A 14,318-nucleotide genomic window follows, 5' to 3' on the forward strand; every position below is an offset into this window, starting at 1 on the left:
ATATTAAATACAAGAAGCCGGATATACGCGTTAGCGGCAATCTTTAAGGGGTTAGAGGGAGAGACGGAATGCATAAACAGTTTGCTCGCATCATTGGTATATTTTTCTTATTAGGTTTGCTGGCTCCACTGAGTTGGGCTGACATTCCTGCATGGCAACCACTGGCAGAAGCTATTCACAAAAGTGAACACGACTTACGCAAATATCAGGCGATAAAATTGCCTAATGGTATGACTGTGTTGTTGGTTTCTGATGAGCAAGCACCTAAATCCTTAGCTGCCTTGGCATTACCTGTTGGCTCCCTGGAAGATCCTAATAATCAATTGGGATTAGCTCATTATTTAGAACATATGTTACTGATGGGCTCTAAGCGCTTCCCTGAGCCCGGCAGTTTCTCTGAATTCTTGAAAAAACATGGCGGTAGCCATAACGCGAGCACGGCTTCTTATCGAACCGCTTATTATCTTGAAATTGAAAATGATGCATTGGCCCCGGCGGTTGACCGTTTAGCTGATGCAATTGCTGAGCCGCTGTTAGACCCAATTAATGCCGACCGTGAACGTAATGCGGTAAATGCAGAATTGACGATGGCCCGCTCTCGCGATGGTATGCGTATGGCGCAAGTGAATGCGGAAACCTTAAACCCGGCTCATCCAAGTGCGCGTTTTTCCGGCGGGAATCTGGAGACACTTAAAGATAAACCTGATGGTAAATTACATGATGAGCTGCTGAGTTTCTATCACCATTATTACTCAGCTAACCTGATGGTAGGTGTGCTGTATAGCAATCAGTCCTTGGAACAATTGGCGCAATTAGCTGCCGATACCTTTGGCCGAATCCCTAATCGGGATGCAAAAGTACCACCGATTACAGTACCTGCGGTCACACCGGATCAAACCGGCATTATTATTCATTATGTTCCCGCCCAACCTCGCAAACAACTAAAAGTAGAATTCCGTATTGAGAATAACAGTGCAGAATTCCGCAGTAAAACAGATACTTATATCAGCTATTTAATAGGTAACCGTAGCAAAGATACCCTGTCTGACTGGTTGCAAAAACAAGGGTTGGCAGATGCCATTAATGCCGGGGCTGACCCGATGGTGGATAGGAATGGCGGTGTATTCTCCATTTCGGTATCACTCACGGATAAAGGTTTGGCCAATCGTGATGTCGTGGTCGCCGCCATTTTTGACTACATCAATATGTTGCACAAAGATGGCATCAAAAAGAGTTATTTTGATGAAATTGCCGATGTATTAAATCTGGATTTCCGCTATCCCTCAATCACACGGGATATGGACTACATTGAGTGGCTGGTGGATATGATGTTGCGGGTACCTGTCGCACATGTACTTGATGCCCCTTATCTGGCTGATCACTATGATCCGAAAGCCATCGCTGCGCGATTGGCTGAAATGACACCGGAAAATGCGCGTATTTGGTTTGTCAGCCCAGAAGAACCCCACAATAAGGTGGCCTATTTTGTTGATGCCCCTTATCAGGTCAATAAAATCAGCCCGCAAGAGATACAAGAATGGCAAAAACTGGGGAAAGACATCACGCTGAGTTTACCGGCACTTAACCCCTATATTCCGGACAATTTCTCCTTAATCAAAGCTGATAAAAATATCACCCGACCACAGCAAGTGGCACAACAACCGGGGTTGCGGGTGTTCTATATGCCAAGCCAGTATTTTGCTGACGAACCTAAAGCTGATATTTCGGTTGCTTTCCGTAACCCACATGCATTGGATACTGCCCGTCATCAGGTTCTTTTTGCTTTGACTGATTATCTGGCTGGGTTGTCACTCGATGAGTTGAGTTATCAGGCCTCAATTGGTGGGATTAGCTTCTCTACTGCACCGAATAACGGTTTGTATGTCAGTGCGAATGGCTTCACACAGCGGATGCCGCAGTTACTGACTTCTTTGGTGGAGGGTTACGCCAGTTTCACTCCGACAAAAGATCAATTGGCACAGGCCAAGTCTTGGTATCGTGAACAACTGGAAGTTGCCGAGAAAGGCAAAGCTTATGAGTTGGCAATTCAGCCGGCCAAGTTACTGTCTCATGTTCCCTACTCAGAACGTAGCGAGCGGCGTAAATTGCTAGACACCATCAGTGTGCAAGATGTCGTAACCTATCGTGATGACTTACTCAAACAGTCTGCGGTAGAAGTATTAGCAGTGGGTAATATGACTGCCGGGCAAGTAACATCTCTGGCCGAGTCATTGAAAAAACAGCTCAATTGGACTGGAACAACTTGGTGGACTGGCGAGGATGTCATTGTTGATAAAACTCAGCTTGCCAACATGGAACGGCTTGGCAGTAGCTCAGATGCGGCGCTGGCTGCCGTCTATGTGCCGACTGGCTATACAGAAATTGAGGGCATGGCGCGTAGCGCATTGCTGGGGCAAATTGTTCAGCCGTGGTTCTATGACCAACTACGCACAGCAGAGCAACTCGGCTACGCGGTCTTTGCCTTCCCAATGTCAGTTGGGCGTCAATGGGGCTTAGGTTTCTTACTGCAAAGTAATAGCAAACAACCTGATTATCTTTATCAGCGCTACCTTGCGTTCTATCCACAAGCTGAGAAGCGGTTGCGTGAAATGAAACCGGCTGATTTTGAACAATATAAACAGGCACTCATTAACCAATTACTGCAACGTCCACAAACGCTGGATGAAGAAGCCAGCCGTTACAATAATGATTTCAATCGCAATAATTTTGCGTTTGATAGCCGCGAGAAAATGATTACTCAGGTGAAGCCGCTGACGAACACTGCATTGGCAGATTTCTTCCAGCAAGCTGTTATTAAACCACAAGGTTTGGCGCTACTTTCTCAGGTCAAAGGCCAAGGGCAAACTGAGGGTGGGTATGCGGTGCTTAAAGGATGGACGACTTACCCAACAATTTCAGCCTTGCAAGCAACCTTGCCGCAGAAGGTATTGGCTCCATGACATCAATGACTCCCCAGCGCCTGGAGCCGCTAACGCTGCCCTTGTATGGCGAGAGGCTAATTGAAGCCTCCGCCGGTACCGGTAAGACTTTTACCATCGGGGTTCTTTATCTTAGATTGCTGCTTGGCTTAGGCGGGGAGGCGGCGTTTCGTCGCCCTCTCATGGTTGAGGAAATCCTGGTGGTGACCTTTACTGAGGCGGCAACTGAGGAACTGAGAGGGCGAATTCGTGACAATATTCATGAGTTGCGTATTGCCTGCGTACGGGGAGTCAGCGATGACCCGATGCATAAGGATTTACTGGCGGAAATCACTGATCTGAATAAAGCAGCCGCAGACCTTTTGGCGGCTGAGCGGCAGATGGATGAAGCGGCAATTTATACTATTCACGGTTTTTGTCAGCGCATGTTGGCTAACAATGCCTTTGAATCTGGCATCTTATTTGAACAAACTTTGGTGCAGGATGAACAGCCATTACGCAGGCAAGCTTGCGCCGATTTCTGGCGGCGTCATTGCTACCCGCTCCCTCTGGCTCTCGCCAGGGCAGTGAGTCAGGAGTGGAGTGGGCCGGAGGCATTACTGAAAGACCTTTCTGCTTACTTGCAAGGTGAAACGCCAAAATTTCGGCAAGCTCCCGGCGATGATGAAACAATACTCAGTCGGCATCAGCAGATAGTGATGCAAATTGATGCGGTCAAAGCGCAATGGCGAGCAGCGGCTCCTGAGTTAGAGGCGCTGATTAGCGGGTCGGGAGTGGATAAACGCAGCTACAGTGCGCGATATTTACCTAACTGGCTGGAAAAAGTCGGTGTATGGGCGGAGCAAGAAACCGGCGATTATCAGTTACCCAAAGAGCTAGAAAAATTTCGTCAGTCAGTATTATTTGAAAAAACCAAAAAGGGGGAAGCCCCCCAACACGATATATTCAATGCTATAGACCGAATATTTGAACAACCTCTGACACTCAGAGATCTGATTTTAGCCAGAGCTATCAGTGAAATACGAGCCTCTGTACAGCAAGAAAAACGGCAGCGAGCAGAATTAGGTTTTGATGATCTGCTCAGTAAATTGGATGCTGCATTGCAGCAACCGGGCGGGGAATTGTTAGCTCAATCTATTCGCATTCGTTATCCCGTCGCAATGATTGATGAGTTTCAAGATACCGACCCGCAGCAATACCGTATTTTCCACACACTTTATGGTGGGCAAGGAGAGTGTGGTTTATTGCTGATCGGGGATCCTAAACAAGCTATTTACGCTTTCCGTGGTGCTGACATTTTTACTTATATTCGGGCCCGCTCGGAAGTAAGTGCACACTACACACTAGAGACTAACTGGCGCTCATCCTTCCCGATGGTGCAATCAGTCAATCGACTTTTTAGTTTGGTCGACATTCCTTTTTTGTTTAAACAAATCCCCTTTATAAATGTGGTACCTGCGCAAAAAAATAAGCAGTTATCATTTGAAATAAAAGGAAAAAAACAGCCAGCAATGTCTTTCTGGTTGCAGCCGGGCGAGGGTGTCGGGGTTAGTGAGTACCAACAATTAATGGCGCGACAGTGTGCAGCCCAAATCCGTGACTGGCTCACCTCGGGTCAGCAGGGATTGGCTCAATTAGTGACGGCCACAAGCTCAAGGCCGGTTCAGGCATCAGATATCACTATATTAGTGCGCAGCCGGGCAGAGGCGGCATTAGTGCGCGATGCCCTGAGTGCATTGGCTATCCCATCTGTTTATTTATCTAATCGTGATAGCGTATTTGATACCGCAGAAGCCAAAGATTTGCTGTGGTTATTGCAGGCTGTTCTGGCTCCTGAACAGGAACGGGCATTACGCAGTGCCATGGCGACTGGTATGCTCGGGCTGGATGCACAAATGCTGGATGAATTGAATCACGATGAGCGAGCTTGGGATGCTTTGGTTGATGAGTTCGATGGCTACCGTCAACATTGGCAGCGCCGTGGTGTGCTCCCGATGCTGCGAGAGGTTATGGCTCATCGGCATTTGGCTGAAAACTTGTTAGCAACACAGGGCGGTGAACGGCGGCTGACAGATTTGCTGCATCTGGGCGAATTATTACAAGAAGCCGCATCGCAGCTTGATAGTGAGCACGCACTAATCCGTTGGTTGGCACAGCAAATAGCCCAGCCGAATCATCAGTCTGATAACCAACAATTACGTTTGGAAAGTGACCGCCATTTGGTGCAAGTGATTACTATCCATAAATCGAAAGGGCTGGAATACCCGCTGGTGTGGTTACCTTTTGTGGGCAATTTCCGCCAACAGCAGGATGTTCTTTACCATGATCGTCATAGCTTTGAAGCATTACTTGACCTGAACGCCGACGAAGAGAGTCAAGCTTTGGCGGAGGAAGAGCGTCTGGCAGAAGACTTACGGCTATTATATGTTGCCCTCACCCGAGCGGTTTATCATTGCAGTATAGGTATTGCCCCACTGATTAAAGGTGGGCGAAAAAAACAGGGTGAAAGTGACATGCACCTCAGCGCGCTAGGTTATCTGGTGCAACAAGGACAGTCGGGAGATGCACGGTATCTTGCTGATAAACTCGCAGAGTTAGCAACCCTGGCTGGTGGAGATATTTCTGTTTCGCCAGCCGGACAACTGGACGAAACGCCTTGGCATCCCCAGTCGGAAGCGTTGCCAGCCCTTGCCGCTCGCCAGTTTAGCCGTCAAATACACGATTTTTGGCGGGTCACCAGCTATTCAGGTTTACAACAGCATGGTTCGAGTAAAAGTGGAGTATCACAGGCGCTGAATGTGCCATTACAGGAATTATTACCGCGGCTGGATACAGATGCCGTTGGCGAGCAAGCATTAATAACAGAGCCGCAATTAACCCCTCATACCTTCCCTCGCGGTGCGGCACCAGGGACTTTCCTGCATGATCTGCTGGAACCTTTGGATTTCAGTCAGCCGATCGAACAAGACTGGCTGACTGAACAGTTACAGCAACAAGGTTTTGGCGAACAATGGTCACCTATGTTGTATCAATGGCTAAATGACATTGTACAAACCCCTCTGAATGAAACTGGGGTGACATTGGCGGAATTGACACCACAGAGTAAGCAGGCTGAATTGCAATTTTATTTGCCGATAGACGCATTACTGCAAGCCCGAGAGTTAGACACCTTAATCAAGCGCTATGACCCACTTTCTCGTCAGTGCCCTGCATTGGATTTTCAGCAAGTCCGTGGGATGCTAAAAGGATTTATTGATCTGGTTTTCTGCTGGCAGGGGAAATATTACTTATTGGATTATAAATCCAATTGGTTGGGAGAAGACAGCAGCGCTTACACCAATGAGGCGATGGTCCAAGCCATGGCAGAGCATCGCTATGATTTGCAATATCAGCTTTATACTCTGGCATTACATCGCTATTTACGTCATCGACTGGAAGATTATGACTATCAGCGCGACTTTGGTGGCGTCATTTATCTCTTCCTGCGGGGTATTGATAGCCAACATCCGGGGAATGGTATTTTTAGTTGTCGTCCTGACTGGGAGCTGATTGAAAGAATGGATTGTCTATTCAGTGGTCGTGAGGTAGAACGGCACATTGGCGATAAAAGTGGTATTGCGACTACCGGTGAGGGCACATCAATATGATGACGTTACTGGAGCAGGCGGTTCGTGACCACTTACTCCGCCCGCTGGATATTCAGTTCTCACGGATGATAGCGGGTGATAATGCCCCTATGCTGCAATTGGCAGCGGCTGTTCTGAGTGCCGAAGCTGGTGCTGGACATGTATGTTTGCCACTCAGCTATTTGCAGCCAGATCAGCTATTTGGCGGGCGGCAGCCAGCACTAGCGCAAGCGCTGTGGCAGGCAATTGGTGCGCCGGATCAATTACATTGGATGCAAACACTCAATAACTCTCCAGCCGTCAGTGATGGCACACTGCCCACACCGCTAGTTTTGCAAAATGACCGTTTGTATCTACAACGGATGTGGCAATACGAAGGGGATGTGGTGCGTTTTATGGCCAGTGACAATACGGCGTCATTTATCAATGAAACCAGAGATGTGAACGAGGCATTATTAAGAGAGACGCTCGACCGCCTATTTGGGCCAGCGAGCACTGAGGTCGACTGGCAAAAGTTGGCTGCCGCTGTTGCCGCTACCCGCCGTATTTCCGTGATTTCCGGTGGCCCAGGGACAGGTAAAACGACCACAGTCGCCAAATTATTGACTGCGCTGATACAACTTAGCCAAGGACAACGTTTGCGTATTCAACTTGCTGCACCCACCGGTAAAGCTGCTGCACGTTTGACGGAATCACTGGGCAAAGCCATTCGCCAACTCTCACTGACTGACGATGAACGTAAGTTATTCCCCGACCAGGCATCCACATTGCACCGTTTGTTGGGCGCGCAACCTAATAGCCAGCGCCTACGTTATCACCGTGGTAACCCCCTAAATCTTGATGTGCTGGTGGTCGATGAAGCATCAATGGTGGATTTGCCTATGATGGCGCGGCTAATTGCAGCATTGCCAGCCAAAGCTCAGGTGATTTTTCTCGGTGACCGTGACCAATTGGCTTCGGTAGAAGCAGGGGCAGTGCTGGGCGACATATGCCGTTTTGCTGAGTTGGGTTACAGCGAATCACGGGCGGAACAACTAACTCGCTTAACAGGATGCACATTGGCGGGAAATATCCCGATTGGTGATGTGCAGACAGATACAGTCAATGTCCGTGATAGCTTGTGTTTGTTGCGTAAGAGCTACCGCTTTGATGAGAAATCCGGGATTGGACAACTTGCTTTAGCGGTGAATGCCGGAAGGTATCGGGATGCATTATCTGTTTTAAACGGTGCATATTCCGATATTGAAAATTTCTCATTGGCAGATTCAGACGATTATCAGGTATTGCTGGAAGACTGTGCTGCGGGCTATCGGCACTATCTCGAACTGGCCGCAGCAGGTGTTCATGCAGTTGAGGTGCTGGCCGCATTTGGGCGCTATCAATTATTGTGTGCATTACGATCCGGGCCATTTGGTGTCAGCGGCTTAAATGAGCGCATTGAACAACTATTGCATCGCAAGCGGTTAATTGAGCGAACACCAGGGCCATCGGGACGTTGGTATGTTGGCAGGCCGGTGATGATAGGGCTAAATGACAGCGCACTTGGTTTATTCAACGGCGATATTGGCATTGCTTTATATGACAGTGAGGGCGAGTTGCGAGTGCATTTCCAATTACCAGACGGCAATATAAAATCTGTGCAACCGAGCCGTCTTCCCAGCCATGAAACCGCTTATGCTATGACAGTGCATAAATCTCAAGGCTCGGAGTTTGAACATACGGCATTGGTTTTACCCAATACATTCATGCCCGTGTTAACTCGCGAATTGGTCTATACCGCCATTACCCGCGCCCGTCAGCGTTTGACATTGTATTGTAGTGATACGGTATTGAGCCACGCGATCCGGACACCTACACATCGTGTTAGCGGATTAGTAGAACGTTTGAATCAATTGACCTGAAAATATTGAAAGGGCAAATGCCCTTTCAGATTACAAATCTGCCAGCAGAATCTTTGAGCGGCGTTGATAATTATACAACTCTTGCTTCTGAATCGGTAACACGTCAACTTCGGCGGGAGTAAAACCGCGTTCCTGGAACCAGTGAATACTGCGGGTGGTTAACACAAACAGCTTTTTAAGGCCCATTTGGCGCGCCTGATTAGCCACTCGTTTTAACAGCATTTCACCTCGGGAGGAGCTGCGATAATCCGGATGTACCGCGACACAGGCCATCTCCCCGATCTGTTCCTCGGGGAAGGGATAAAGCGCGGCACAGGCAATGGTCAAATTATCCCGTTCGATAATGGTGAACTTGTCTATTTCCATCTCTAGTTGCTCGCGCGAACGGCGCACCAAAATACCTTGTTGTTCCAGCGGGCGAATCAGCTCCAATATGCCACCAATATCATTAATGGTGGCACGACGAACTTGTTCCGCACTCTCCATCACAATCTGGGTGCCGATACCATCACGGGAGAAGAGTTCTTGCACTAATGCCCCATCTTCCTGATAACTCAGTAAATGGCTGCGGCGTACTCCGCTGCGGCAAGCTTTTACAGCCCCACGCAGAAAACGTACCGTCCCAGAGTTGTAATCGCCTTCTTGCTCCAGATCTTCAATCCGTTTTTGAGCATCATTCGGGAACAGTTCTGAAATAATATTGCCGTCGTTATCTGTTACCCCTTGGGATGAACAAAAACCAATCATTTTTTCGGCTTTCAGTTTGATAGCTAGCTGAGTCGCCACTTCTTCCGAGGTCAGATTAAAGCTCTCGCCAGTTACTGACACCGCAACAGGCCCCAGCAACACAATAGCGCCATTGTCTAATTGGCGATGAATCGCTTCTTCATCTATTCGGCGGATACGGCCGCTGTGGCAATAATCCACACCATCATCTACACCCAAGGGCTGAGCAATAATAAAGTTGCCGCTGACCACATTTATATGCGCGCCCTGGAGCGGGGTATTATTCAAACTCATTGATAATCTGGCAGTAATATCCAATTGCAATAAACCCGCCGCCTGCTTGACCATTTCCAACGTCCGGGCATCAGTGACTCGGGTATGCTTGTGATAAATAGGTTCGTAGTGATGCTGTGCCAGATTGTTGTCGATTTGTGGACGAGCGCCATAGACCACAACCAGCCTGATCCCAAGGCTATGCAATAAGCCTATATCGTTAACGATACTAGAAAAGTTTTCATGCTCAATTGCCTCGCCACCCAGCATGACCACAAATGTCTTGCCGCGGTGCGCATTTATATAGGGAACTGAGTGACGAAATCCCTGGACCAGTTCAGTACTACGTTCCTTCACGGCAGATCCTCTTTGAATTTTTATTCGGTATTTTTGTATTTTTATTCTTTTTTGGCCCGGATGGCAAGCAAGAAATTGCTTTTAAATGCATATGTATGGCGTATCTGTATTAATAAGTTGAATCACATAAAAATGATTTTCTAATGACAGCATGGGATCGATTCGTTAAAGTTTTTCCTCGTGAGTTTTTTTGTTCTATTTTTATTCATATTTTGGTCGTTACTTTGGAGTTACATGGCAGATTCAAATCATAATTCTGGGCGTCGCCGTCTACTACACGATGCTGCTGCAGCCTGGCTACTGAGTGTCAGTCGGGTTGGATTTGCTGCTTCTTCACATATTATTGCCGTCAGGATTTGGCCCTCATCAACCTATACCCGGGTAACGCTGGAATCCAGTACCCCGCTTAAATATCGTCAATTTGCGCTAGCGAATCCGGACCGGATTGTGGTTGATATTGAAGGTGTGCATCTTAATAGCGTACTGAAAGAGATTACCAAGCAAGTTCAGTCTGGAGACCCTTACCTCAAGCAGGCGCGGGTCGGGCAGTTTGATAAAAATACTGTCCGGTTGGTTTTAGAGTTGAAGCAAAGTATTAGTCCGCAACTTTTTACCCTTAAACCTTTTGCTGAGTTCAAAAATCGCCTGGTGGTGGATCTTTATCCACAAGAGGGGAAAACCTCGGCTGAAGATGATCCGTTGCTGGCATTATTAGAAGATTACAATAAAGGCAATGTGGAACGCACTTTACCGGTAGAAGCGCCCAAAGCGGGTAAAGCAGGGCGAGATAGGCCGATTGTTATCATGTTAGATCCTGGACACGGCGGAGAAGACCCTGGGGCCATTGGCCGTAATAAAACTCGTGAGAAAGATATTGTGCTGCAAATTGCCCGTCGATTGCAGGCTTTAATCAAGAAAGAATCGAATATGCGGGTATTTATGACTCGCAATGAAGATGTCTTTATTCCCTTGAAAGTGCGGGTAGCTAAAGCCCGCAAGCTTCGTGCGGATTTATTCATTTCGATCCATGCCGATGCCTTTACCAGCCAGGCCGCTAGAGGCTCCTCTGTCTTTGCGCTATCAACCAAAGGAGCAACCAGTACCGCTGCGCGTTTCTTGGCACAAACACAGAATGAGTCAGACCAGATTGGCGGGGTCAGCAAGAGTGGTGATCGCTATCTCGACCATACCATGATTGATTTACTGCAAACGGCGACTATCAATGACAGCCTGAAATTTGGTAAAGAAGTGCTGAATCGTATGGGGAAAATTAATAAACTCCACAAAAATCGTGTTGACCAAGCGGGTTTTGCCGTCTTGAAAGCACCTGATATTCCATCAATTTTGGTAGAAACGGCGTTTATCAGTAATTTGGAAGAAGAGCGAAAGTTGCGAACCAGCCATTTTCAGCAGCAAGTTGCTGAGTCCATCTTTGCAGGTATCAAAGCTTATTTTGCCAATGGTGGGGCGATGGCCCGGCTTTAGTATGTTGTACGTTGCTATTGATTGATACATATAGCTTAAATAATTCGAGTTGCAGGAAGGCGGCAACTGAGATACAAATCGGTCGGGAACCGATTTGAACAGCATTTATGCTGCCCGGAGGGTGTGCCTCAGGGATGAGGCATATTCATCCCGATGAGTTGACGCGAGTCAATGATTCGGATTAACGAAAGCAGCCAACGCACATGCGGCTTGAAGTATGACGGGTATAACGCCAGAAATAAAAAAACACCCTTAAGGGTGTCTGATGGCGATATGAAATGATTAAGAATTGGTTGCGGGGGCCGGATTTGAACCGACGACCTTCGGGTTATGAGCCCGACGAGCTACCAGGCTGCTCCACCCCGCGTCCGTCTTAATACTTTTTCTATCTGACTACTTTGTGACTTAATGATGTAATTGGTTGCGGGGGCCGGATTTGAACCGACGACCTTCGGGTTATGAGCCCGACGAGCTACCAGGCTGCTCCACCCCGCGTCCGTCATTACATTTTACTGCTATCTTTACTACTGAACAAGTATTCTACCTAATTCATCTTAACTTTCAAGACTATCGGACGACATTTGATACTGCTGGTAGCCAGTATCGGTTGGTTGCGGGGGCCGGATTTGAACCGACGACCTTCGGGTTATGAGCCCGACGAGCTACCAGGCTGCTCCACCCCGCGTCCGATTGAGCGCACTATACTCTGGATGAGATCTGTTGCAAGTAGTTTTGCCACTTAATTAAGGTAAATAGGGTTTTTCGATTAATTTATCAACTATCTGTTTCCTTTTTCCCCACAATGGCGTCAGGGGATTTTTTTCTGCATGCTGATTCCTTTATCTATAGGCGTTTGTTATCGTTCGCCGGTAGATAAAATCCAGTAGATAAAATAAGTAAGAGAAGGCGTGAAATGACAAGTCGTTGGGGCAAATACCTACTGAGTGGAATAATGATTGCTGTTTTGGCCGGTTGCCAATCTCGGCCAACCGATCGTGGGCAGCAATATAAAGATGGGCGTCTTGAGCATCCACTGGAGTTGGTGAATGAACCTCACGCAACAGGTAAGCCAGTCAACGCCAAAGATTTTTCTGATCAGGTGAAAGTGATTAACCAATCTTCACCAGGCCTGTATAACCGCAACAGCAGCACCTTTAATGCGGTTGAAAATTGGATGTTAGCCGGAGCAGATACCAGTAAGTTAAGTCTGTTTGGGCTGAATGCCTATCAGATGGAAGGGGTAGATAATTTCGGTAATGTTCAATTTACCGGTTACTACACGCCGGTACTGCAAGCTCGCTATACACCACAAGGCGAATTCCGCCATCCACTTTATCGTATGCCGGCTAAAGGAAAGCGCCGTCTACCCGATCGCGCAGCTATATATTCAGGCGCATTGGATAATAACAATTTAATTATCGCGTACACCAATTCGTTGGTGGATAACTTTATGATGGAAGTGCAGGGCAGTGGCTATGTTGACTACGGTGATGGACGGCCACTGACCTTCTTCGGGTATGCGGGTAAAAATGGTCATGCTTACCGCAGTATCGGTAAAGTGCTGATTGACCGCGGTGAAGTCGCCAGAGCGGATATGTCGATGCAAGCTATCCGCCATTGGGCTGAAACTCACAGCGAAGCTGAGGTCAGAGAGCTATTAGAGCAGAATCCGTCCTTTGTCTTCTTCAAACCGGAAATGTATGCGCCGGTGAAAGGGGCCAGTGCGGTTCCATTGATTGCCAAAGCGTCGGTCGCCTCTGACCGTTCACTGATTCCACCGGGCACCACATTATTGGCTGAGGTTCCCTTATTAGACGAGAAAGGGAAATTTACCGGCCAATATCAGATGCGGTTGATGGTGGCGCTGGATGTGGGCGGAGCCATTAAAGGCCAACATTTCGATATTTATCAGGGAATTGGTCACGAAGCGGGTCAGGCTGCTGGTTTCTACAACCATTATGGCCGGGTTTGGGTGCTGAAAAATGCGCAAAGTAGCGGGCCACTGTTTACGGCTTATCAAGGGGGTAAAACAACCGCCCCATCCGCGAATAGTTCCTCGCTCTTAGTGAAGAATCAGGGTCAGTAACCAGCCGTTTGATGTGGTCGATTCTCCTCTTTATCAGGCGGCCAATTGGCCGCTTTTGTATTCGTATTATTTTTCCAGGTTATAAAGGTAATAAGTGATGAAGGTAACAAGTCTATGAGCACCGCCTATTCTGAAGCTTACCAACAGAGATTCGGTGGCATTGCCCGCCTCTATGGGCAGCAGGCGCTGACACTTTTTTCGCAGGCGCATATTTGTGTCATCGGTATTGGTGGCGTGGGTTCATGGGCGGCCGAAGCATTGGCGCGTACTGGGATTGGTGCTATTACATTAATTGATATGGATGATGTTTGCGTCACGAATACCAATCGCCAGATTCATGCTTTACGGAGCAATGTCGGACAGGCTAAAACGGAAGTTATGGCGGAACGCATTCGGGCTATCAATCCTGAATGTCAGGTAACGTGTATTGATGATTTTATTACTGCGGATAATGTTGCGGAGCTTTTAGATAAAAACTTTAGCTATGTTATTGATGCTATTGATAGCGTGCGCCCTAAAGCTGCCCTGCTATCCTATTGCCGTCGCTATAAAATCCCGGTAGTGACGACGGGCGGTGCTGGTGGGCAAATCGACCCGACCCGTATTGAAGTGGTGGATTTGGCGAAAACGATCCAAGATCCTTTAGCGGCGAAGTTGCGCGAAAGACTGAAAAGTGATTTTAACGTGGTGAAAAACAGCAAAGGTAAATTGGGAATTGACTGTGTTTTCTCCAGTGAACCCTTAGTTTATCCGCAAAGTGATGGTTCGGTGTGCGCATCGCGCAGCACTGCCGAAGGGCCAAAAAAGATGGATTGTACTTCAGGTTTTGGCTCGGCCACCATGGTCACCGCCACGTTTGGTTTTGTTGCGGTGTCCCATGCATTGAAGAAAATGATGGCAAAAGCTGCCCGTCAGGGGTTATAGC

The 14,318-nt window shown here is 47.9% G+C and carries 7 protein-coding genes and 3 tRNA genes; 6 read left to right on the top strand and 4 right to left on the bottom strand.

What is annotated here, in order from left to right:
* Positions 1–68 precede the first annotated feature (68 nt).
* The 3 genes from ptrA to recD are packed head-to-tail and all read left to right on the top strand — an operon-like array spanning position 69 to position 8,466.
* The gene (gene ptrA, locus DX162_RS10455) at positions 69–2,960 is read left to right on the top strand and encodes a pitrilysin (protein ID WP_004391732.1); all 2,892 of its coding nucleotides are present in this window, start codon (positions 69–71) and stop codon (positions 2,958–2,960) included.
* Positions 2,957–6,586 (top strand): exodeoxyribonuclease V subunit beta, encoded by a 3,630-nt coding sequence (gene recB / locus DX162_RS10460; protein ID WP_098081135.1) that lies wholly within the window; start codon positions 2,957–2,959, stop codon positions 6,584–6,586. Before ptrA ends, recB begins: the two co-directional genes overlap by 4 nt.
* Positions 6,586–8,466: an exodeoxyribonuclease V subunit alpha gene (gene recD / locus DX162_RS10465; protein WP_408642849.1), complete on the top strand. Its 1,881-nt coding sequence runs from the start codon at positions 6,586–6,588 to the stop codon at positions 8,464–8,466. Before recB ends, recD begins: the two co-directional genes overlap by 1 nt.
* Positions 8,467–8,496: 30 nt before the next feature.
* Here the strand turns inward: recD and argA are convergent, their stop codons facing one another.
* Complete coding sequence (argA, locus tag DX162_RS10470) at positions 8,497–9,822, bottom strand: amino-acid N-acetyltransferase (protein WP_032820373.1); 1,326 nt, start codon at positions 9,820–9,822, stop codon at positions 8,497–8,499.
* Between the two features lie 234 nt (positions 9,823–10,056).
* Here argA and amiC point away from each other — a divergent pair, with 234 nt between their 5' ends.
* Entirely contained in the window at positions 10,057–11,307 is a 1,251-nt protein-coding gene (gene amiC / locus DX162_RS10475; protein WP_115155859.1) for an N-acetylmuramoyl-L-alanine amidase AmiC, read from the top strand.
* A gap of 290 nt (positions 11,308–11,597) precedes the next feature.
* On the opposite strand, the gene DX162_RS10480 is transcribed toward amiC, so the two are convergent.
* From DX162_RS10480 to DX162_RS10490, 3 genes are all read right to left on the bottom strand, one after another.
* Positions 11,598–11,674 (bottom strand) — tRNA-Met (locus DX162_RS10480).
* 51 nt (positions 11,675–11,725) lie between these two features.
* A tRNA-Met gene (locus DX162_RS10485) sits at positions 11,726–11,802 on the bottom strand.
* Between the two features lie 113 nt (positions 11,803–11,915).
* A tRNA-Met gene (locus tag DX162_RS10490) sits at positions 11,916–11,992 on the bottom strand.
* 228 nt (positions 11,993–12,220) lie between these two features.
* On the opposite strand from DX162_RS10490, the gene mltA reads away from it, so the two are divergent.
* Positions 12,221–13,393 carry a murein transglycosylase A gene (gene mltA, locus DX162_RS10495; protein WP_032820371.1) on the top strand — a complete coding sequence of 391 codons (1,173 nt, stop codon included), beginning with the start codon at positions 12,221–12,223 and terminating at the stop codon, positions 13,391–13,393.
* Positions 13,394–13,507: 114 nt separating this feature from the next.
* The gene (tcdA, locus tag DX162_RS10500) at positions 13,508–14,317 is read left to right on the top strand and encodes a tRNA cyclic N6-threonylcarbamoyladenosine(37) synthase TcdA (RefSeq protein ID WP_004391725.1); all 810 of its coding nucleotides are present in this window, start codon (positions 13,508–13,510) and stop codon (positions 14,315–14,317) included.
* Position 14,318: the final 1 nt, after the last annotated feature.

This window comes from Yersinia kristensenii (assembly GCF_900460525.1).
Classification (GTDB): domain Bacteria; phylum Pseudomonadota; class Gammaproteobacteria; order Enterobacterales; family Enterobacteriaceae; genus Yersinia; species Yersinia kristensenii.

Coding starts and splice junctions, on each gene's coding strand:
- amiC (WP_115155859.1), top strand. CDS start 10,057: ATGGCAGATTCAAATCATAATTCTGGGCGTCGCCGTCTACTACACGAT.
- tcdA (WP_004391725.1), top strand. CDS start 13,508: ATGAGCACCGCCTATTCTGAAGCTTACCAACAGAGATTCGGTGGCATT.
- ptrA (WP_004391732.1), top strand. CDS start 69: ATGCATAAACAGTTTGCTCGCATCATTGGTATATTTTTCTTATTAGGT.
- mltA (WP_032820371.1), top strand. CDS start 12,221: ATGACAAGTCGTTGGGGCAAATACCTACTGAGTGGAATAATGATTGCT.
- recD (WP_408642849.1), top strand. CDS start 6,586: ATGACGTTACTGGAGCAGGCGGTTCGTGACCACTTACTCCGCCCGCTG.
- recB (WP_098081135.1), top strand. CDS start 2,957: ATGACATCAATGACTCCCCAGCGCCTGGAGCCGCTAACGCTGCCCTTG.